This is a genomic window from Winogradskyella sp. SYSU M77433, assembly GCF_029911945.1.
Taxonomy (GTDB): domain Bacteria; phylum Bacteroidota; class Bacteroidia; order Flavobacteriales; family Flavobacteriaceae; genus Winogradskyella.
Genome location: NZ_JARYTG010000001.1, coordinates 564,898 through 587,466, shown reverse-complemented (window position 1 = coordinate 587,466; position 22,569 = coordinate 564,898). Strand labels below are relative to the sequence as shown.

Genomic DNA, 22,569 nt, shown 5'->3' with positions numbered 1-22,569 from the left:
GTATAGTACTCACTCATACTTTTTAAAAATAACTCGCTTTTAATTTTAAACTTGCAGTTTCTTCAAACCCAAACATTAAATTCATGTTTTGTACGGCTTGTCCTGATGCGCCTTTTAGTAAATTATCAATAATGCTCGTCACCAATAATTTATCTTCGTGTTTATGTAAATGAAGTATGCAATTATTGGTATTAACTACTTGTTTTAAATGAATGTTTTCATCTGAAATCAATGTGAATTTTGCGTCTTTATAATAGTCACTAAACAATTGTTTGGCATTTTCTAAACTACCATCAAATTTGGTGTAAAGCGTTGCGAAAATTCCACGAGAAAAATCACCACGATTTGGCATAAAATTAATTTGCGAATTGAAATTATCTTGTAACAGTTTTACCGACTGATTGATTTCACCCAAATGCTGATGTGTGAAAGGTTTGTAATATGAAAAATTGTTATCACGCCATGTAAAGTGTGTTGTTGCAGAAAGCGATGTACCTGCGCCAGTAGCACCTGTAACTGCATTAACATGCACATCTTCAAGCAATAATTTTGCGTTTGCTAGTGGCAATAATGCCAATTGAATAGCTGTTGCAAAACAACCAGGATTAGCAATATAATCCGCTTGTTTTATGTCTGATTTATTTAATTCAGGTAAACCGTAAACGAATGTTTTTCCATTGAAAATTTTATCGTTTTCAAGTCTAAAATCGTTGCTTAGATCGATTATTTTGGTTTTGGTTGAAAAATCGTTTTCACTTAAGATTGCTTTTGAATTTCCGTGACCTAAACACAAAAATAGCACATCAACTTCAGGGTTGATTTTATTAGAAAATTCTAAATCTTCACCAATTAAATCTTGATGTACTTTACCAATAGTGTTACCTGTATTGGATGTGCTGTATACAAAATCTATATTCACTTCAGGATGATTGATAAAAATTCTAATCAATTCGCCAGCCGTGTATCCTGCACCACCAATTATTCCTGCTTTAATCATGAATCTTGATTTACTTGTTGATAGATTTTATTTTGATTACCAAAGATTTTGATAAACCCTTTAGCCTCTTCAGCAGTCCAACCTTTGTTTTCTTCACCGTAACTTCCAAACTTCGCACTCATTAAATCATGTTTTGAAGAAATGCCGTCTAATGTGAAATGGTATGGTTTTAAAGTGACTACAACATCACCAGAAACTTTATCTTGACTACTTTCTAAGAAGGCTTCCATGTTTCGCATTACAGGATCTAAATATTGTCCTTCGTGCAAATGCATTCCATAGAAATTCGACAAATAATCTTTATGCTGTAATTGCCATTTGGTTAACACATGTTTTTCTAATAAATGGTGTGCTTTTATGATGATTAAGGCAGCAGCAGCTTCAAAACCAACACGACCTTTTATCCCAACAATAGTATCGCCAACATGAATATCGCGTCCAATAGCATAGGCTGATGCTAAAGTGTTTAAGACTTCAATATTGACTTCTGGACTGTTTTCGATTCCGTTTACAGCAATCAATTCACCTTTTAAAAAGGTTAACGAGACTTTTTCTGGGTCTGAATGTTTTAATTGTGAAGGATAGGCTTCGCTTGGTAAAGGTTTGTCGGAAGTTAAGGTTTCTGATCCGCCAACGCTTGTTCCCCAAAGTCCTTTGTTAACTGAGTATTTTGCTTTTTCCCAAGACATATCAATATCATTTTCTTTGAGATAATCGATTTCTTCCTGTCTGGTTAATTTTTGATCTCTAATTGGTGTGATAATTTCGATTTCTGGTGCTAAAGTTTGAAAAATCATATCAAAACGCACTTGGTCATTACCTGCGCCAGTACTACCGTGAGCGATGTATTTAGCATCTATACTTTTGGCGTATTCAATAATTTCGATTGCTTGAATAATACGCTCTGCACTTACAGATAAAGGATAAGTGTTGTTTTTTAGGACATTACCAAAAATTAAATACTTAATCACTTTACTATAATACGAAGCAACAGCATCTATATTTTTATAAGTTGAAACACCCATTTTATAGGCGTTAGATTCTATTTTACTGATTTCCTCTTTTGTAAATCCACCAGTATTCACACTAACGGCATGTACATCATGTCCAGCTTTTGAAAGACTTACAGCGCAATATGAAGTATCTAGTCCGCCACTATAAGCAATAACTAATTTGCCTTTATTTTTCATTTTTCTCTTTTTTTAGAAATCTAGTTTGTTTGATGTTTTTTAGTCGTGTCCACACTTTTTTGTCAAATTTATGCTCGTGACCTTTTTTCTCTTCCTTTGAAGGGTCGTACAGCATACCTGTACAAAGACACATTTTTTGTTCAGTGCGTTGTAAAACATCATAGTTTTTACAGGTTTGACAGCCATCCCAAAAGGTTTGATCGTCTGTTAACTCAGAAAATGTTACGGGTTTGTAGCCTAGTTCGCTATTCATTTTCATTACCGCTAAACCTGTGGTAATACTAAATACTTTTGCATCTGGGAACTTAGTGCGAGAATGTTCAAAAATCTTAAGCTTAATTTGTTTAGCTAATCCTATATTTCTGTAGTCAGGATGTACGATTAATCCAGAATTGGCTACAAATTTTCCATGACTCCATTTTTCGATATAACAAAAACCCGCAAATTTATCACCATCTAAAGCAATGACAGCATTACCATTTTCCATTTTGGTAATGATATATTCTGGCTTTCGTTTTGCAATACCTGTACCTCTAACTTTTGCAGCTTCGGCAATAGTTTCACAAATAGTTTCTGCATAAACACTATGCGATTTATTAGCAATAACAATATTCATTGTTGTGTTTTTAAATTTTTAATTGAAAATAATATGGTTGAAAGTGGAAATGGACGCACCTAATTCCTGAAATAAAAGAACATACCCTTACGGGCGACGGTTAAAGCGTCGGCGTACAAAAACAAGGTTATTAAAACTAATAACTGAATGTTTAAAAAATAATATGTGTAAAGGGTTCTTCAATTTATAAAAAATAAAAATAATGTTGCTTATTAACTTGATTAAAAAAGTATTAGCAACGTCGCTCACGAAGTATTGAGCGTGTGGGTGTGAATTCCCTATTTTTATTTTTAAAAGTTTTCATAGTGCTAAACTATAAATTAAATAAATATGAAGGTTTAAAAAGTTTTGTTTTTGGCTAAAATTTATGAATTATTCAAAATATTTTATTCTAACTATTTAAAATTCAAAAATTATACTAAAAACTGAAACAAGTCTGGTTTGTTATTCAGATAATCACCATAAAAATTATGAAGCTTCATTTTTGTGATCAAGGGCTCTAAATCATCAGGTGATTTCAACTCGATGCCGACAACTGCCGAACCTGTATCTCTGTTAGATTTTTTAGTGTATTCAAAATGAGCGATATCATCGTTAGGGCCTAAAATTTCAACTACAAATTCTTTTAAAGCTCCAGCACGCTGTGGAAACTTTACAATAAAATAATGTTTTAGGTTAGAGTAGAGTAGTGCACGTTCTTTTATTTCTGCGGTACGCGTGATATCATTATTGCTTCCACTAATTACGCAAACTACATTTTTATCTTTGATTTCATTCGCATAAATATCCAAAGCAGCGATACTCAACGCTCCAGCAGGTTCTACAACAATGGCTTCTTTGTTATATAATTCTAATATAGTTTGGCAAATTTTACCTTCATCAACAGTAATAACATCATGAAGCGTTTCTTTACAGATTTCAAAAGTTAAATCGCCAACACGTTTTACGGCAGCACCATCAACAAAATTTTCTATGTGATTAAGTTCTGTATTTCTGTTGTTTTTTATTGAAGTAGACATTGAAGGTGCTCCTTTTGGTTCTACACCAATAATTTTAGTTTGAGGAGAAAGTTCTTTGAAAACTGAAGATAATCCAGCGGAAAGTCCACCACCACCAATTGGGACAAATACATAATGAATAGGGTGTTCTTTTGCTTGGTCAATAATTTCTAACCCAACAGTAGCTTGCCCTTCTATAACTTTTTCGTCATTAAATGGATGAATAAATGTTTTGCTCAATTCCTCACATTGCTTCATGGCGGCATGGTAAGCATCGTCAAAACTATCGCCAACTAAAATGACATCTATATAGTCCTCACCAAACATTTTTACCTGTTCTATTTTTTGGTTAGGTGTTGGTGAGGGCATAAATATAGTGCCTTTAATTTTCAAAAGTTTACATGATAAGGCGACACCTTGAGCATGGTTACCAGCACTGGCACATACAATGCCATTTTCAATTTCTGTATCTGTCAAAGAAGCTATTTTATTATAGGCTCCTCTGATTTTGTATGATCTTACTTGCTGTAAATCCTCTCTTTTAAACATGATGTTACAATCAAATTGCTTTGAATGTTGCATGTTATTAATGAGCGGTGTTACAGAAGCAATACCTTCAAGTCGTTTTGCTGCTTGTTCTACAGATTTTAAAGATGGTTTGTATGTGGTGTGTGTTTCCATTAGGCTAGGACAGAATCTTGGGTTTTAGCTTCTTCGGTTTTTATCACTTTCATTGCGGTCATTGCAGCACGAAGACGTTTACCTACGGTTTCAATTGGATGATTTCTAATAGCGTCATTCACTTTTATTAATTCGATATTATCGACACCTGTTTTTGTTGAAAATGACTTTCCTATTACTGAAGTATCTACCGTTTTCATAAAATCTGCTAATAACGGTTTGCATGCGTGATCAAATAAATAGCAACCATATTCTGCAGTATCAGAAATGACGCGATTCATTTCAAATAACTTTTTACGCGCAATGGTATTTGCTATTAATGGCAGCTCGTGTAACGATTCATAGTAAGCAGAATCTTCGATTATTCCTGCGCTTACCATAGTTTCAAAAGCAAGTTCTACACCAGATTTTACAAACGCGACTAACAACACACCATGATCAAAATACTCTTGTTCTGTGATGTGATCTGAAGTTAATTCGGTTTTTTCAAAAGCAGTTTCGCCAGTTGCTGCTCGCCATTTTAATAGATTTACATCATCATTTGCCCAATCTTCCATCATAGTTTTTGAGAAATGACCAGAAATGATATCGTCCATATGTTTTTCGAATAACGGACGCATGATGGTTTTTAATTCTTCAGACAATTCAAATGCTTTAATTTTTGAAGGATTAGACAATCTATCCATCATATTTGTAATTCCGCCATGTTTTAAAGCTTCAGTAATAGTTTCCCAGCCAAACTGAATTAATTTTGCAGCATAACCAGCATCAATTCCTTCGGCAACCATTTTGTCAAAAGACAAGATTGCACCAGTTTGCAACAAGCCACATAAAATGGTTTGTTCTCCCATTAAATCAGATTTTACCTCAGCCACAAAAGACGATTCTAAAACGCCTGCTCTATCACCACCGGTTGCAACTGCGTAAGCTTTTGCTTGAGCCCAACCTTTATTTTCTGAATCGTTTTCTGGATGCACAGCAATTAATGTTGGGACACCAAAACCGCGTTTGTATTCTTCACGCACTTCGGTTCCTGGACATTTTGGTGCGACCATAATTACCGTAATATCTTTACGGATTTGCGTACCTTCTTCAACAATATTAAAGCCATGTGAGTAGCTTAACGTTGCCCCTTTTTTCATTAAAGGCATCACTTGGTTAACAACATCTGTATGTTGCTTGTCTGGTGTTAAGTTTAACACCAAATCTGCTGTTGGGATTAAGTCTTCGTAAGTCCCAACATTAAAACCGTTATCGGTTGCATTTTTGTATGACGCACGTTTTTCATCAATTGCTTGCTGACGTAGAGCATAAGAAATATCTAAACCAGAATCTCTCATGTTTAATCCTTGGTTTAATCCTTGTGCGCCACAACCTACGATGACTATTTTTTTATCTTTTAATGCAGCTACACCATCTTCAAATTCTGAAGCTTCCATAAATCTGCATTTCCCTAATTGTTCTAATTGTTTTCTTAATGGTAATGTGTTAAAATAATTTGCCATTTTTTTTGATTTAGAAAATAGAACATAGACGAAAGAGAATTGACTAAATAAAGCCTAAAAATTCTTCTTAAATCATTTAGTTCCTATTTTAATTTATTTGTTTTTTAGTAATTAAATGCCTCTAGCATTTTAGTTATTTCCATTGGTGTTTTGGTAACTGCAATTCGCCCAGAACGGGTAAATTGTAAAATTCCAAAAGCACTTAATTCTCTGTGTAATAATTCTATTTCGCTACGTCTTCCTGATTTTTCAAGCACAAAAAACTCTTTATTTACAGTGACGATTCTTGCGTTACTTTCTTTAATAATATTTTGAATTTGTCGCTCTTCAAACAGTAAATCTGATTTGATTTTGAATAGACAAGACTCTTGATAAATGGTTTCTTCTTCAGTGTGATAATAGGCTTTAATCACCTCAACTTGTTTTTCAATTTGACCAATGATTTTTTTCATTTGGTCTTCGGTTAACTTCACCACAATGGTCCATTTAGACACATTTTCAATTTCTGAAACTGAAGAATTTATACTTTCAATATTGATGTGTCTACGTTGAAATATTGCCGAAATACGGTTTAATAATCCTATATTATTTTCGGTATAAATAGAAACGGTATATAATTTATTTTCACTCATAATTACTCTAATCTTACGTCTGAAACACTTGCGCCTGTTGGTATCATCGGGAATACATTATCCTCTTTTTCAACCATAACTTCTAAGAAATATGCACCTTCAGTTTCCATCATTTCTTTTACTGCATTAGCTAAATCTTCTCTTTTAGACACGCTTTTAGCATTAATATGATAGCCTTTTGCAATTGCTACAAAATCTGGATTTTCCATTTCTGTAGACGCATAACGCTTATCAAAAAACAGCTGTTGCCACTGTCTTACCATACCTAAAAAATTGTTGTTAAGCACGACAATTTTTACTGGTACTTTGGTTTGAAAAATGGTTCCAAGTTCTTGGATGGTCATTTGATAACCACCATCACCTGCAATCATCACCACATCACGTTCTGGTGCGCCCATTTTTGCACCAATTGCAGCTGGTAAGGCAAATCCCATAGTGCCTAATCCGCCAGAAGTAATGTTACTTTTAGACACATTAAAATCGACATAACGACAGGCGATCATTTGGTGCTGACCAACATCGCTAACAATTGCTGCTACACCTTTGGTCTGTGCATTAATCTCTTTAAGCACTTCGCCCATGGTTAAACCTTCTTTGGTTGGATGTAAATCGTTTTTTATGACTTTATCATATTCAACTTGGTATAAATCTTTAAATTTTTGATGCCATTCTTTATGTGAATTTTCTTTTAAAAGCGGAAGAATTGCTGCCAAAGTCTCTTTTGAATTCCCTAAAACAGCAACATCTGTTTTTACATTTTTATTAACTTCTGCTGGATCAATTTCAAAATGAATCACTTTAGCTTGTTTAGCGTAAGTTGCTAAATTTCCTGTGACGCGATCATCAAAACGCATTCCGATTGCGATTAAAACATCACATTCGTTTGTTAACACATTTGGTGCATAATTACCGTGCATACCAACCATGCCGACATTTAATGAATGTGTTGAAGGAATTGCCGAAGCACCTAAAATGGTCCAAGCCGATGGTAAGTCAGCTTTTTCGATAACAGCTTTAAATTCAGCTTCAGCTTCACCTAAAATCACACCTTGTCCCCAAACGACTAAAGGTTTTTTTGCATTATTAATTAAGTCTGCAGCAGCTTGTAAATCGGCTGGATTAGTTTCAGGAATTGGCTTATAACTTCTAATTCCTGTACATTTTTCATATTTAAAATCGAATTCTTCAAATTGTGCATCCTTAGTAATGTCTATTAAAACTGGACCAGGACGACCACTTTTTGCGATGTAAAATGCTTTTGCAATGACTTTAGGAATTTCTGAAGCTTTTGTGACTTGATGATTCCATTTAGTAACAGGTGTAGAAATACCAACAATATCGGTTTCTTGAAAGGCATCACTACCTAATAAATGCGAGCCAACTTGACCCGTAATACATACCATTGGCGTACTATCTATTTGCGCATCGGCAATACCCGTGATTAGGTTAGTTGCGCCAGGACCAGAAGTTGCCATAGCAACACCAACTTTACCAGAAATACGCGCGTAACCTTGCGCGGCATGAGTTGCACCTTGCTCATGACGTGTTAAGACGTGATGAATTTCATTTTGAAATTTATACAACTCGTCATAAACTGGCATAATTGCGCCACCAGGATAACCGTAAAGCACATCTACGCCTTCTGCTATTAAGCTTCGAACAACCGCTTCGCTACCCGAAATACGAATAGTTTTTGAAGTAGATTGCTCGTTGTTTTTTATCGTTTTTGTTTCCATAAATTAGTATGGCATTAATTAGTTTCTATTCTAAAACTCGTCGGTAACACAACCTTTGGATGCAGACGACACCGTTTTAGCATATTTGTAAAGGACACCACGATTAAATTTTAATTCTGGTGCTTTCCATGATTGTTTTCTTTGTGATAATTCTTCTTCTGAAACTTCAAGTTGAATAGTATTGGTTTCAGCATCTATTGTGATAAAATCGCCATCTTTGACTAATGCGATTGTACCACCATCTTGAGCTTCTGGTGTGATGTGACCAACCACAAAACCGTGTGTTCCACCAGAGAAACGTCCGTCTGTAATTAATGCTACGTCTTTACCTAAACCTGCACCCATAATGGCAGCAGTTGGTTTAAGCATTTCTGGCATTCCTGGTCCACCTTTTGGTCCTTCGTATCTAATGACAACTACATCACCTTTTTCTACTTTACCATCTCTGATACCATCGTTTGCTGCGTATTCACCTTCAAATACTTTTGCTTTTCCGCGAAAGCGTAATCCTTCTTTTCCTGTGATTTTTGCAACACTTCCATCTTCAGCTAAATTACCATAAAGCATGCGCAAGTGACCTGAGATTTTTATAGGCTCTTCGATTGGTTTTATCACATCTTGACCTTCGGTTAAATCATTAACATCTAATAAATTTTCAGCTAGTGTTTTTCCGGTAACGGTTAAACAATCACCATGGATTAAGCCTTTTTTCAATAGATATTTTAAAACTGCTGGAATACCACCAACTGCGTGTACGTCTTCCATTAAGTATTTTCCGCTAGGTTTTAAATCGGCTAAAAATGGTGTGTTATCACTGATATTTTGAAAATCTTTTAAAGTGAAATCTATATTCGCCGCACGAGCAATTGCTAAAAAATGAAGCACTGCATTGGTCGATCCTCCTAAAATAGTCACCAAACGAATAGCGTTTTCTAAAGATTTGCGAGTAATGATATCACTTGGTTTAATATCTTTTTCGATTAACAATCTCATCGCTTCGCCAGCTTTTATGGCTTCTTGTTTTTTCTCTTCGCCAGTTGCTGGATTTGATGAGTTAAAGGGCAAGGTCATTCCTAAAGCTTCAATTGCTGACGCCATAGTATTTGCTGTGTACATTCCGCCACAAGCACCAGCGCCAGGACAAGCTTTTTCAACTATATTTTGATATTCGCTTTCATTCATAGTACCAGCGACTTTGCTTCCCCAAGCTTCGAAAGCAGAAACGACATCTAGTTTTTTTCCGTTATGGCAACCAGAATCAATAGTTCCGCCATAGACCAAAATACTTGGTCTATCTAAACGTATCATTGCCATTAATGCGCCTGGCATATTTTTGTCACAACCAACAACGGTTATTAGTCCGTCGTAGCTCATAGCTTGCACAACGGTTTCCATAGAGTCGGCAATAATATCTCGTGATGGTAAGGAATACCGCATACCTGGTGTACCCATAGAAATTCCGTCACTTACACCAATGGTATTAAAAATTAAGCCTACAACATCTTGATTTTTTGTGCCTTGCTTAGCGAGTTTTGCTAAGTCATTTAAATGCATGTTACATGGATTACCTTCGTAACCTGTACTTGCAATACCTATAATGGGTTTATAAAAATCTTCTTTGGTTAATCCTATAGCGTGCAACATTGCTTGTGCTGCTGGTTGCGTTGGATCTTGTGTTACTGTTTTACTATATTTATTTAATTGACTCATTATGATTATAGACATTCTTTTAGAAGTTCTAAATTAGTTATTAGCTAAGCCTTTTTTAAGGATATGATTCTTTTAATCTAAACCCAATACTGTTTTGTTTTATTTAAAATGCTGAATATCAATATTTTGAATTTTATTTTATATGATGTTCAGATTCTAGATAATTTTCCTATGTTGTCTTTTTTATGAGATTGGTACAGTATTGTTTTTATAATATTTAAGACTTGAACTGTGAGTAGAGTTAAATTGTTACTTTTAAGCTAAAATTCGTATTGTTAATATATGAGACATTTAATTCTAATTTTCTTCCTAATACTTTTCAACCTGCAATTAGTTTTTGGTCAATTTTCTCCTAGTATACATAACTATAGTATTGCGGAATATAAAGCAGGAAATCAGAACTGGGATATTGCTAGAGCAGACAACGGGAAGGTCTATGTCGCTAACAATAGTGGGTTGTTGGAATATGATGGCCTTATTTGGCAGTTTTATCAATTACCAAACAAAACAGTGGTTAGGTCAGTGTTAACAGTAGGTGATATTGTCTACACAGGATCTTACGAGGAATTTGGTTATTGGGAGAAAGATGAATATGGAGCCTTGGTCTATAATTCTCTTAGTGATGAAGTTTCTGGCGAAATTTCTCCTAATGAAGAGATTTGGCAAATAGTTAAGTTTAGAGACAAAATAATCTTCCGTTCGTTTAGTAATGTTTATGTCTACGATAGTAATAGTGTTACCAGGCTAAGGCCAAATTCTACTGTGATATCCTGTAGTGTTGTGGATGGTGAGCTATACATAAGTACATTAAAACAAGGAGTTTATTTGCTGAAAGAAAATGAACTTCAGCAGTTTTATAATAATGACTTACTTCTAGATGCTAAAATCATATCTATCGATAAGTATAAAAATAAGTTATTGTTGACGACTTCATTGAAAGGATGCTTTTTTTTAGAAAATGGTAAACTTAGCAGAACTAGTTTTGAAGTTAACGAGCAAATTAAATTACACCAGCTTAATAACTTTTCCATATTAGATTCTGGAGAAATGATTTTTGGTACAATAAAAGATGGCGTTTTTGTAACAGATATCAATGGGAATATTAAGTTTCATATTAACAAGGAAAATGGACTTTTAAATAATACTGTTTTAGGACAGGCTTTAGATGAAGACAATAATCTTTGGTTTGGGCTAGATAATGGTGTTGCTAATATTGAGCTTAATAGTAGTAATTATTTTTATAATGATGTTTCTGGGAGGTTAGGTGCTGTTTATGATATAATTGAATTTAAAGATGTTATATATATAGGAACAAATACAGGATTGTTTAAACTTGATGAAAATGATCAATTAGACTTTGTAGAAGGTTCACAAGGTCAGGTTTGGGATTTAAAAATTATTGAAGGTGAATTGTTTTGTGGTCATAATGAAGGTACTTTTCTGGTTGATGGTGATGATTTTAAAATGATATCTTCTCATACAGGTGGTTGGACTATTAAAAAAGTACCAGAAACAGAGTCAACATATATTCAAGGAACTTATTCTGGCTTGGTGAGGTTTAGAAAACATTCTGGTAGTTGGGAGGTTAAGCACTTAGGGAAAACTACTATTCCTTCAAGATTTTTAGTTTTTGAAAACTCTAAAACCGCATGGGTGGCTCATGCAACAAAAGGTGTTTTTCGTGTGAATTTTGATGAAAATCATGATACAATAACTTCAATTTCCGATTATCAAAATAAAGGGATTACTTCCGATTACAATGTAAGGTTGTATAATATCATGAATAACATTTGTTTTAAAGCAAATGAAGGATGGCAAAAATATGAACCTATATTAGATTCAATTATACCTTTCAAACTGCTGAATGAAAAGTTGGGAAAAGATAATTATGTTATATCTGAAGAGGATGTTCAGCCTTTTGCTTTAAAGAATAGTAGTGGGTTTATAAGTTTTAAATCTTTTACAGATGATAATGGTGGCCTGGTTCTGAATGATAAGTTTTTGAAAGATAGATATATAATAGGTTATGAGAACATCTCAAAGCTAGAAGATTCTTCCTATGCACTCAATCTGGATAATGGTTTTATGATTATCAATAGTACATCAAAAAATAATATTGAATTATTCAAACCAGATGTCGAAAAAATTCTTGTGAATGGTAATCTTATATCTGCTGAAAAATCTTCAGATGAGGCTATTGCTTTTAATTATAATAAATCTATTGTAGTAGAGCTTTCTTCGGCTAAATCTATAAATCATTTTTTTGAATACAAGATACCAAGTTTAAATGAAGGTTGGACTAAAGTTGAGGGAAATAGAGCGACTTTTAATAATCTAAAAGATGGTGTTTATGATATTTCTTTTAGGGCAAGAGATACTTCTGGTAATATTTCTGAAGCTCATTCTATTAAAATTGATGTGTTGCCACCATGGTACCGAGATAAGTTAGGTCTGTTGTTGTATTTTGTAATTCTTGCATTGATTTTAGCTTCGTTTTACATAATGCACAATAGAAAAGTAGCTAAAGAGCAAAGAGTGATTAAGATTAAATATCAGAAGGAGCAACAAAAATTATTACGTGAAAAAACCTTAGAGAACGAAAAACGCATTGTGCAATTAAAGAATGAATCACTTCATAATGAAATAAAGCTTAAGAGTAAGCAGTTAGCCAATAATGCAATGGCATTGGTGAAGAAAAATGAGACACTTCAAGAAATCAAAAAAGAGCTAATGTTAAACAAAGATGGGTTTAGTAATTACTACGCATTTAAAAAGCTGGTTAAAAAGCTAGATAATTCAATAGTTCTTAAAGATGAATGGGAAGTTTTTGAAGAAAATTTTACTCAAGTTCATGATGAATTTTTTGAAATACTTAAATCTAGACATTCTAAACTTACGCCAAAAGATTTAAAGATCTGCGCATACATCAAAATGAATCTTTCATCAAAAGAGATAGCTCCTTTAATGAATATCTCTGTGAGAGGTGTTGAAACTCATCGTTACCGTCTAAAAAAGAAGTTAGATTTAGAAAATGACATTTCTGTCGTTGATTATTTGTTGAATATTAAAAAATAGACGTATTATTTTATTCAATACTCAAATTTAACTACGTCATTAGTACGTCAATTACCCGTTTTGTTTTTAACTACAACGTTTTTTTAATAGTTTTAAGCTACGTCAACAGTAAGTTTTTTTAATAAAAACGCAAATACTCCATAAATGTGGCGTAATTAAAATGTAAACCGATGTTAACACTATTTAACATTAGATTATAATTTAGACACTGGAATAAAAACTAACTATCTAATCTAATATTAATTAATTTTATGAAAACAAAAATTAGTCTATTGTTAATGCTATTTTTTTCATTTAGTGCCTTTGCACAACAGATGGATATAAATGGTGTTGTAACAAGTAAAAGTGATGGTTTGCCTTTGCCCGGCGTAAGTATTATTGTTAAGGGTACTACAAGAGGTACAACATCAGACTTTGATGGTAAGTATTCGATATCGGTCAGTAGTGGTGATCAATTAGAATATAGCTATCTAGGTTTTAAAACAATGGTTATTACTGTTGAAAACCAAACAACTATCGATGTTTCATTAGAAGATGATGTAGAATCTCTTAATGAAGTTGTTGTTGTGGGTTATGGTACACAGAAAAAGGCAGATTTAACAGGAGCTATATCAACTGTGAAGTCAGAGGATATTGCACGTACTCCAAATAGTAACGTTGCTCAATCTTTACAGGGTAAAGTTGCTGGTGTACAAATTACTAGTAATGGTTCTCCTGGGGATTCGCCTACGGTAAGAATTCGTGGTGTGGGATCTTACGACGCAGGAAGTGAACCTCTATATGTTGTCGATGGTATGTTTTATAGCAATATAGACTTCTTAGACAGTAGTCAGATTGAAAGTTTTTCTGTTTTGAAAGATGCGTCTTCTGTATCTATTTTTGGTCAAAAAGGGGTTAATGGTGTTATCATTATAGAAACTAAAAGAGGAAAAACTGAGCAAAAGCCAGTTTTTACATATAATGGCTACACGGGTTTTCAAACTGCGCAAAATGTCGTTAAGATGGCTAATGCAGAACAGTTTGTGACTATGGCTTACGAGTCTGGTTCTGCTGCAGATATTCAATTTGTTGAAAATGCAATCCAACGCTACGGAAGAAGTCGAGTAAACCCAAACATTCCTAATGTTAATACAGATTGGTATGATGAAATATTAAGGTTAGCTCCTATTTCAAGTCATAGTATAGGTGTTACAGGTGGAAGTGAAAATGCTACTTACAGTTTTAACTCTAGTTACTTCTCTCAAGAAGGTATCATGGATATGAAGAATGAATATGAGCGTTTTAATATTCAGTCTAGTGTCGATATTAAGGTTTCTGAAGGATTAAAAGTTGGAGCTAATATGGTTTTTAGTAACGCAACTAAATATAATCCTGAAAATAGTGCTTGGTTTCAAGCTTATTTTGCTGTTCCAATATTACCAGTTTATGATGAGCTAAATACAGAAGCTACTCCTATACCATTTTCTGATGCAAGAGTGTTAGGGTATCGTAGTTCTCAAAATCCGTTCCCTGTTATGACATTTAATAATAACAGATTAAAAATTAAAAAAATATTAGCGAGTGCTTATGTTGAGTATCAGTTGATTCCTGATAAGTTAAAGTTTAGATCAGCGTATAGTCATGATTTTTCTACGATTTCTGAAAGAAATGTGAGGTTGCCATATTTTGTATCTCAGAATTCTCAGAGAGAAGTGTCTTCTTTAAGAAGAGCTAATCAGGAGTATTCTAATCAAATATGGGATAATACATTAACCTATACAGATAGTTTTGGAAATCATAACCTAACTGTTCTTGCAGGATCCTCTTTTAGAGATGAACAAGATAACTTATTCCATGCTACAGGAGATGATATTAGAGCAGCTCAATTAGAGAGTTCTTGGTATTTGAATTTTACAGACCCAACTTCTTTTGGAAATGATAGAGTCTATGAATTAGGTGATCGACTTTATTCTCTTTCTTATTTCGGTAGAGTTGAGTACAGTTATAATAGTAAATATTTATTGAATGCTACTGTTAGAGCAGAAGGAGATTCAAGATTTCCACGTGAAATATGGGTAACTACACCAGCTTTTGGTTTAGGTTGGGTAGTCTCTGAAGAGAGTTTTATGGAAGATAATGGTGTTTTCGATTTTCTTAAATTGAGAGGTAGTTGGGGACAATTAGCTAATGGTGCCCTAGGTGATAGTTCAGGTAGAAGAACTATCGATAATTTAACTACTGCGATAGATGATATTCCTACAGATGGATTTATAAGCTCAAGTAATTTTCAAAATTTAGAAAGAGAAATACTAGAAGAAACTAACCTAGGAATAAGTGCAAGACTTTTTGATAGTAAATTGTCTTTAGAAGCTGATTACTATATCAGAGATACAAAAAAATTAGTAATTCCTGTGGATCAGCCAATTATAAGTAATACAATTATGGAGAATGTTGGTGAGATGAGAACTCAAGGTATAGAAATCGCAGCAAATTGGTCTCAAAGGTTAAATGATAACTGGAGTTTTTCTGTAGCTGGTAATATTGCTACACTAAATAATGAGGTTACTAAAGTAAATAGTGCAGCAGGTTATTTTGATACGGGTCAAGCGGAATTTCGTCAAAGATCCATGGTTGGAGAACCTATAGAAGCATTTTTTGGTTGGGAAGTAGTAGGTGTATATCAAAATGATGATGAAATACAAAATGATCCTATAGCTGTAGCAAATGGTTTAGTGCCAGGTGATTTTAAATATAGAGATAGAAACGGCGATGGAGAAATAAATGCAGATGATAGAACAGTAATTGGTTCTTATCTACCGTCTTTTGTGTATGGTGGTAATCTACAGGTATCTTACAAGCAATTTGATCTTTCAGTTGCTATTGCAGGACAAACAGGTAACGATATCCTTAATAGAAGAAGAGGAGAGGTTTTATTTACTAATGATACTAATATGGATGCTGAATTTGCTATAAATAGATGGCATGGTGAAGGTACTTCGAATTCTTATCCATCATCAGAAGGTAGAAGAAAAGCGTGGAACCAGAGAATGAGTACATTTTTTGTAGAAGATGGTTCGTTTTTTAGAATACAAAATATCCAATTAGCGTACACAATACCATCAAGTACTATCAAAGGTGTTAAAATGCCAGAGGTGAAGTTAACTTTCACTGCAGATCGTCCATTAACACTGTTTAACTACAATGGATTTACTCCAGAAGTAGCTAACGGAATTGATAGAGAGCCTTACCCAATACCAGCAGTTTATACTTTTGGTGTTAATATTAAATTATAAAAAAAAGCACGATATGAAAAAAATTAAACAATTAAAGTGGTTAACATTCTTGTTGGCTATTTGTACAGTATTTTATAGTTGCTCTGATAAATTAGAAGAGAATGATGGGCAAGTTGCAGCTGATGATTTAGACTTTACTCAAACAGGAGATATGGTATTGCCTTTAATTGGGGCTTATGCAGAAGTTTACTCAAGAGGTTGGGAAGATCCAATATTAGTTGGTGTAAGAGGTGATGATGTAAATGCAGGAGGTGTTGGTGATGCCCAAGGAGGTCTAACAAATGCAGATTTATATAATTATGACAATAACTATTGGATGTTTAATCAAGTTTGGAGTAATCTCTATGGTGACTTGGTGGATATTGTTAATTCAGGTGAAACAATTCAGAGGTATAAAGAGTTTGCTACAGGAAGTGATATAGCCTTAGCGGATCAGTACATAGCTGAAACAAAAGTGTTGAGTGGTTTTCAACACCTGCAAATGTCTCGTCTTTGGAGCGATATATTCATTATAACTACATCTAATGTTTCTGAAGATATAGATAATGGTGTTGATACAAAAGAAGAGGTGATGCAGTATGTATCGGATCTTATGGATGAAGCAATTCCCTTTTTGCCAGATTTAAGACCTAATGAAAGAACAGACGTTAGAGGAGGTGTAACAAAATATACAGCTCTGGCAATAAAAGCGATGGCGAACCTTGAGCTTGAGAATTATCAAGGTGTGGCAGATGCCACGGCTGAAATTATAGAGTCAGATAAATTTATGTTATATGATGACTATTATGAACTTTTTAAAGAAGATGGTCAGTTAAGTAACGAAAACTTATTTGAATTACAATTTTCGGATTATGGTCAAGCAACAGGCGATGTAAACAATCATTTATTTGCACCATTTGGTCCTCCAAATTGGACACCAGTGGTATCTACAGCTTCTTCCGGATGGGGATTCTATGAGCCAAGTTTAAAATACATAAAGTTTATGATAGATAGAGGCGACGAAACTCGTTTAGTTACAAGTGTTTGTTTTACTCCTAGAGGTATGGATGAGTTAATGTTAGATCCTAATTACGCAACTTTACCGAGCTATATATCTAACACGACTTTAGATGGTGATATTTTTAATGATACTACTAGATTTATGTTTGCTAGTGGGAAGCACTATTGGCCATCGAATCAATTAACACCAGGAAGAAATAGTTATGGTTCTGGTAAGAACTTTTTGGTTATTCGTTATGCTGAAATCTTATTAATGTATGCTGAGGCATTGACGCATGGAGCATCTGGAAGTGTTCTTACAGCAGATCAAGCGGTTAATTTAGTTAGAGAAAGAGCAGATATGACGCCTATTTCAGGAGTTACAACAGATGATGTTATAGATGAGAAGTTTGCCGAATTAGGTATGGAGTGGGGAATTCGTTATTTTGATATGATAAGATTGAATAGATACGACGAGTTAAGTTACGACGGACGTACTTTCACTGCAGATGCAGAGTATTTGCCTTATCCTCAAGATCAGCTAGACCTACTACCTCTAGAGAACAATTAAAATAATAACTAATATGAAAACAATAAATAAATTTATATATCTGTTTAGTTTAATACTTGTAACGTCTTGTTATGATGGTATAGACCCAATAACAGAAGTAGATCCAGGACCAGATGCTGGTGCGCCTATAGTAGATATTTTATACCCATCTGAAGGTGATGAAATTAATACTATTGAATTGGTAGTGCCAATAGATATTTCTTTTAGAGTAGAGGATGATATAGAGGTAGCATCAATAACTGTAAGTTATGATGGTGATCAAATAGCATCTTACAATGGAAGTAATGATACATTTTTAGATTATAGAATTGTAGAAAGAGAGCTTACTTATGATAATGTAACAACAGGTGAGCATACAGTGTCTGTAACAGCTACAGATATAGCTGGTAACTCTACGACTTCTTCAGTTACATTTGAAAAAGCACCACCTTACGAACCAATTTTCCCAGGTGAAGTTTTTTACATGTCATTTAATGGTATTTTTACCGAATTAGTATCCTTGGATGATCCAGTTCAGGTTGGGACTCCTGAATTTGCAGGTGAAGCATTTGATGGTTCAAATTCTTTTAGAGCTTCTGAAGATTCGTATTTGACCTTTCCAATCGATGATTTAATGTTCGGTTCTAATATGAGCGGTGCCTTCTGGTATAAAGTGAATGCTGAACCAAACAGATCAGGAATATTGACAGTAGGTGATGATGCTGATGATAGAAATCAAGGATTTAGATTATTTAGAGAAGGTTCTGCTACAGAGCAAAGAATAAAACTGAATGTAGGAACTGGTACAGCTGAAAGTTGGAATGATGGTGGAGTAATAGATGTTGCTGCTGGAGAATGGGTACATGTTGCTTTTACAATATCTCCAACAGAAACCGTAATATACTTAGACGGTGTGCCAGTAAATACAGGATCACCAACAGCTCCTATAGATTGGACAGGTTGTACTGATATCACAATAGGTGCAGGTGGTGAAACATTTAGCTATTGGAATCATTTATCTGATAATAGTTCTATGGATGAGTTAAGATTATTCAACACAACACTTACTCAGGCTGAGGTTCAAACTATGATTAATGCTTCAGATCCTTACGAGCCTTTATATAATGGTGAAACATTCTATATGCCTTTTGATGGTTCTTATACAAACTTAATGACTTACGCATCGGCAACAGAAGTTGGAACACCTAGTTTTGCTGGAGTAAGTTATGAAGGTTCTGATGCCTATATGGGAGCCACAGATTCATATTTAACATACCCTATAGAAGGTGTATTTGGTGATGACGCATTTAGTGTTACATTTTGGTACAACGTTAACTCAACACCTGATAGATCGGGTATTATAACGGTTGGTGATGATGCTGATGATCGAAATCAAGGGTTTAGACTTTTTAGAGAAGGAAGTGCAACAGAACAACGAATTAAAGCGAATGTAGGTATTGGAAGTGGCGAGAGCTGGAATGATGGTGGACTTTTAGATGCTACTACAGGAGATTGGGTACATGTTGCGCTTACAGTATCTGCTACAGAAAGTAAAATTTATTTTAATGGAGTAGAGCAATTATCTTCTACTTTGTCTTCAAGTGTAGATTGGACAGGTTGTACAGAAATTACAATAGGTGCAGGTGGTGAGACATTTAGCTACTGGAATCACTTGTCTGATTTAAGTGCTTTAGATGAGCTCAGATTTTACAACATTGCTTTGTCTGAGACAGAAATACAGGATATGCTATAAAATTTCATATTTCAATTGGTTTAAGTCTAAATAATTTTTTGAATTATCCTTATTTAATTTTAGCGGCATTTTTTCATTAAAGTGTCGCTAAATTCTTACTAATAATTTTAAATGAAAACATTCTATAAAATATCGCTCAGTTTTATACTGTTATGCTTTGTTATTCTTGGTTGTAAAAACCAAAATAAATCTGAAAAACAGCAAGTAACAGAAAAAACGAAACCAGAAGGGAAGTATAGTCACTTATCTAATGAAGAGTTGTTGGATACCGTTCAGTACCAAACATTCAATTATTTTTGGGGTGGCGCTGAACCTAATTCTGGTTTAGCAAGAGAGCGTTTTCATATGGATGATGTATACCCAACATCTCCAAAAAATACAGTAACTACAGGCGGAAGTGGTTTTGGGCTCATGGCAATTTTAGTTGGCATAGAAAGAGGGTTTGTGCCAAAAGAGGAAGCCTTAGATAGATATATCAAAATTGTAGATTTTCTTGAGAAAGCAGATCGTTTTCATGGTGCTTGGCCACATTGGATAAATGGTGAGACGGGAAAAGTTGTGCCTTTTGGAAAAAAAGATAATGGAGGAGATTTAGTTGAAACGGCTTTTTTAATCCAAGGATTGCTGACAGTTTCCGAATATTTTCAAGAAGATAACATTAAGGAAAATGAACTTCGTGAGAAAATAGACAAATTATGGCGCGAAGTAGAGTGGGATTGGTACACCAAGAATGGTGAAGATGTATTGTACTGGCATTGGTCACCTGAGTATAATTGGGAAATGAACTTTCCAGTTGGTGGTTATAATGAATGTCTAATTATGTATGTTCTTGCGGCATCTTCTCCTACACATTCAGTCAATAAGTCTGTTTATGAAAAAGGTTGGGCTAGAGGTGGAGATATAGTTTCAGAAGATAAATATTATGATGAAGAGTTAGTGTTGGATTATTTTGAACATAGTGATGATCCTATCGGACCATTATTCTGGGCGCATTATTCATATCTAGGTTTAAACCCACAAGGATTGTCAGATCAGTATGCCGATTATTGGAAATTAACTCAAAATCATGCTAAAATCCATCATAAGTATGCCATCAATAATCCGAAAAATTACAAAGGATATGGAGATAGCCTTTGGGGTTTAACCTCTAGTTATTCTATAAAAGGCTATGCTGGTCACAGACCAGGTGAAGATTTGGGTGTAGTATCACCAACAGCAGCCCTATCTTCTTTTCCTTACACACCAAAAGCCAGTATGAATGTTTTAGAAAATATATACAAAAATCATGATAGTCTAGTAGGTAAGTACGGGCCTTATGACGCGTTTAGTCTAGAGGATAATTGGTACTTACCACGATATTTGGCTATCGATCAAGGTCCTATTCCTGTAATGATAGAAAATTATAGAACAGGTTTATTGTGGAACTTGTTCATGAAAAATAAAGATGTGCAAGCAGGTTTAAAAAAGCTTGATTTTAAAATAGAAAGAGATAAATAAAATGAGATTATACAAAGTGCTTTTTATAGCAATATTATTTTTTAGTTGTGGTAATGACGATGGTCCAGGTTATCAGGAACCTTATAATCCAAATGATGATGACCCAGTTGTGGTAGATCCATTGACAGATGAAGAAATTATGGATTTGACTCAAGAAACAACTTTTAGATATTTCTGGGACTACGCAGAATCTAATTCTGGTGCTGCAAAAGAGCGTTATCACCCTAATGATCCATCTAACAGTCAGAACGTAGTAACTACTGGTGGGAGTGGATTTGGACTAATGGCTATAATAGTTGGAATTGAAAGAGGATATATTTCAAGAGCAGAAGGTGTTGCTAGACTTAGTCAGATAGTAGATTTCTTCGAAGGAGCTGATCGTTTCCATGGTGCATGGTCACATTGGATAGATGGTGGATCTGGTAATGCTATACCTTTTAGTGCTTTAGATAATGGTGGTGATATAGTGGAGACTGCATTTTTGGCGCAAGGCTTAATTTGTGTTAAAGAGTATCTAGAAGCAGATGGAGCTACGCCAGAAGAAGAAGCGCTTGCAGCTCAAGCAGACATGTTATGGAAAGATGTAGAATGGGATTGGTATACACAAGGCCAAAATGCATTGTATTGGCACTGGAGTCCTAGTGATGGTTTTGCAATTAATTTAGAACTACAAGGTTATAATGAAACTTTGATTGCCTTTATTTTAGGTGCTGCTTCACCAGATTATTCAATTGAAGCTGAGGTTTATCATCAAGGTTGGGCTAATAATGGTGCTATTGTTTCAGGTGGAAGCCAATATAATATTCCTTTGATACTAGATCACGCTGGCTCTGGTACAGGTCCATTGTTTTGGGCTCATTATTCTTACTTAGGGTTAGACCCTAGAAATCTAACAGATCAATATGCAAATTATTGGGATTTAAATGTAAACCATACCAATATTAACTATCAGCATTGCGTAAATAATCCTAATAATTATGTCGATTATGGTGTTGATTGTTGGGGATTAACAGCTAGTTATACAAGAAATGGTGATGGCTCAGTTGGTTACACAGCTCACAGTCCAGGAAATGATACAGGTGTTATTTCGCCAACAGCAGCAATAAGTTCAATTCCGTACACACCAGAAAAATCATTGGCTGCGATGCATTACTTCTACAGTAAAAATGATATTCTACTCGGTCCAGCAGGATTTTACGATGCCTTTAGCCCTCATTATAATGATTGGGTAACCGAACGTTATTTGGCTATTGATCAGGGTCCAGAAATTATTATGATAGAAAATTATAGAACACAATTATTTTGGAATCTGTTCATGCAAAATGAAGATGTTCAAAATGGTTTAAATGCTTTAGGCTTTAGCTATTAAATATAAATTA

14 protein-coding genes are annotated in these 22,569 nt (G+C 34.4%); 6 read left to right on the top strand and 8 right to left on the bottom strand.

Going from position 1 to position 22,569, the window contains the following annotated elements; translation table 11 throughout:
- Positions 1-22: 22 nt before the first annotated feature.
- The 8 genes from argC to ilvD all read right to left on the bottom strand — a co-directional run bounded on the left by argC (position 23) and on the right by ilvD (position 10,065).
- Positions 23-997 (bottom strand): N-acetyl-gamma-glutamyl-phosphate reductase, encoded by a 975-nt coding sequence (argC, locus tag QGM60_RS02510; protein WP_281138654.1) that lies wholly within the window; start codon positions 995-997, stop codon positions 23-25.
- Entirely contained in the window at positions 994-2,187 is a 1,194-nt protein-coding gene (locus QGM60_RS02505; protein WP_281138653.1) for an argininosuccinate synthase domain-containing protein, read from the bottom strand. Before QGM60_RS02505 ends, argC begins: the two co-directional genes overlap by 4 nt.
- Positions 2,177-2,803 carry a GNAT family N-acetyltransferase gene (locus QGM60_RS02500; protein WP_281138652.1) on the bottom strand — a complete coding sequence of 209 codons (627 nt, stop codon included), beginning with the start codon at positions 2,801-2,803 and terminating at the stop codon, positions 2,177-2,179. Before QGM60_RS02500 ends, QGM60_RS02505 begins: the two co-directional genes overlap by 11 nt.
- Positions 2,804-3,216: 413 nt before the next feature.
- Positions 3,217-4,482, bottom strand: coding sequence for a threonine ammonia-lyase IlvA (gene ilvA, locus QGM60_RS02495; protein ID WP_281138651.1), 1,266 nt, complete (start codon positions 4,480-4,482; stop codon positions 3,217-3,219).
- Entirely contained in the window at positions 4,482-5,987 is a 1,506-nt protein-coding gene (gene ilvC, locus QGM60_RS02490; RefSeq protein ID WP_281138650.1) for a ketol-acid reductoisomerase, read from the bottom strand. Before ilvC ends, ilvA begins: the two co-directional genes overlap by 1 nt.
- A gap of 104 nt (positions 5,988-6,091) precedes the next feature.
- Positions 6,092-6,619 carry an acetolactate synthase small subunit gene (ilvN, locus tag QGM60_RS02485; protein WP_281138649.1) on the bottom strand — a complete coding sequence of 176 codons (528 nt, stop codon included), beginning with the start codon at positions 6,617-6,619 and terminating at the stop codon, positions 6,092-6,094.
- A 2-nt stretch (positions 6,620-6,621) separates the two neighbouring features.
- Positions 6,622-8,355, bottom strand: a complete 1,734-nt coding sequence (gene ilvB / locus QGM60_RS02480; protein ID WP_281138648.1) for a biosynthetic-type acetolactate synthase large subunit — start codon at positions 8,353-8,355, stop codon at positions 6,622-6,624.
- A 30-nt stretch (positions 8,356-8,385) separates the two neighbouring features.
- Positions 8,386-10,065: a dihydroxy-acid dehydratase gene (ilvD, locus tag QGM60_RS02475; protein ID WP_281138797.1), complete on the bottom strand. Its 1,680-nt coding sequence runs from the start codon at positions 10,063-10,065 to the stop codon at positions 8,386-8,388.
- 282 nt (positions 10,066-10,347) lie between these two features.
- On the opposite strand from ilvD, the gene QGM60_RS02470 reads away from it, so the two are divergent.
- From QGM60_RS02470 to QGM60_RS02445, 6 genes are all read left to right on the top strand, one after another.
- The gene (locus QGM60_RS02470) at positions 10,348-13,140 is read left to right on the top strand and encodes a LuxR C-terminal-related transcriptional regulator (protein WP_281138647.1); all 2,793 of its coding nucleotides are present in this window, start codon (positions 10,348-10,350) and stop codon (positions 13,138-13,140) included.
- 251 nt (positions 13,141-13,391) lie between these two features.
- Positions 13,392-16,412, top strand: coding sequence for a TonB-dependent receptor (locus QGM60_RS02465; protein ID WP_281138646.1), 3,021 nt, complete (start codon positions 13,392-13,394; stop codon positions 16,410-16,412).
- Positions 16,413-16,425: 13 nt separating this feature from the next.
- Complete coding sequence (locus QGM60_RS02460; RefSeq protein ID WP_281138645.1) at positions 16,426-17,961, top strand: RagB/SusD family nutrient uptake outer membrane protein; 1,536 nt, start codon at positions 16,426-16,428, stop codon at positions 17,959-17,961.
- Positions 17,962-17,974: 13 nt separating this feature from the next.
- A complete protein-coding gene (locus tag QGM60_RS02455) occupies positions 17,975-19,693 on the top strand; it encodes a LamG-like jellyroll fold domain-containing protein (protein ID WP_281138644.1) in 1,719 nt (572 codons plus the stop codon).
- Between the two features lie 111 nt (positions 19,694-19,804).
- Positions 19,805-21,190, top strand: a complete 1,386-nt coding sequence (locus QGM60_RS02450) for a glucoamylase family protein (protein ID WP_281138643.1) — start codon at positions 19,805-19,807, stop codon at positions 21,188-21,190.
- Position 21,191: 1 nt separating this feature from the next.
- Positions 21,192-22,559, top strand: a complete 1,368-nt coding sequence (locus QGM60_RS02445) for a glucoamylase family protein (protein WP_281138642.1) — start codon at positions 21,192-21,194, stop codon at positions 22,557-22,559.
- The last annotated feature ends 10 nt before the right edge of the window (positions 22,560-22,569 follow it).

What these genes read in the sequence shown, in the direction of transcription:
- QGM60_RS02470 (WP_281138647.1), top strand. Translation starts at nt 10,348, where the DNA reads ATGAGACATTTAATTCTAATTTTCTTCCTAATACTTTTCAACCTGCAA.
- ilvB (WP_281138648.1), bottom strand. Translation starts at nt 8,355, where the DNA reads ATGGAAACAAAAACGATAAAAAACAACGAGCAATCTACTTCAAAAACT.
- ilvD (WP_281138797.1), bottom strand. Translation starts at nt 10,065, where the DNA reads ATGAGTCAATTAAATAAATATAGTAAAACAGTAACACAAGATCCAACG.
- ilvN (WP_281138649.1), bottom strand. Translation starts at nt 6,619, where the DNA reads ATGAGTGAAAATAAATTATATACCGTTTCTATTTATACCGAAAATAAT.
- QGM60_RS02500 (WP_281138652.1), bottom strand. Translation starts at nt 2,803, where the DNA reads ATGAATATTGTTATTGCTAATAAATCGCATAGTGTTTATGCAGAAACT.
- QGM60_RS02505 (WP_281138653.1), bottom strand. Translation starts at nt 2,187, where the DNA reads ATGAAAAATAAAGGCAAATTAGTTATTGCTTATAGTGGCGGACTAGAT.
- QGM60_RS02450 (WP_281138643.1), top strand. Translation starts at nt 19,805, where the DNA reads ATGAAAACATTCTATAAAATATCGCTCAGTTTTATACTGTTATGCTTT.
- ilvA (WP_281138651.1), bottom strand. Translation starts at nt 4,482, where the DNA reads ATGGAAACACACACCACATACAAACCATCTTTAAAATCTGTAGAACAA.
- QGM60_RS02445 (WP_281138642.1), top strand. Translation starts at nt 21,192, where the DNA reads ATGAGATTATACAAAGTGCTTTTTATAGCAATATTATTTTTTAGTTGT.
- argC (WP_281138654.1), bottom strand. Translation starts at nt 997, where the DNA reads ATGATTAAAGCAGGAATAATTGGTGGTGCAGGATACACGGCTGGCGAA.
- QGM60_RS02460 (WP_281138645.1), top strand. Translation starts at nt 16,426, where the DNA reads ATGAAAAAAATTAAACAATTAAAGTGGTTAACATTCTTGTTGGCTATT.
- QGM60_RS02455 (WP_281138644.1), top strand. Translation starts at nt 17,975, where the DNA reads ATGAAAACAATAAATAAATTTATATATCTGTTTAGTTTAATACTTGTA.
- QGM60_RS02465 (WP_281138646.1), top strand. Translation starts at nt 13,392, where the DNA reads ATGAAAACAAAAATTAGTCTATTGTTAATGCTATTTTTTTCATTTAGT.
- ilvC (WP_281138650.1), bottom strand. Translation starts at nt 5,987, where the DNA reads ATGGCAAATTATTTTAACACATTACCATTAAGAAAACAATTAGAACAA.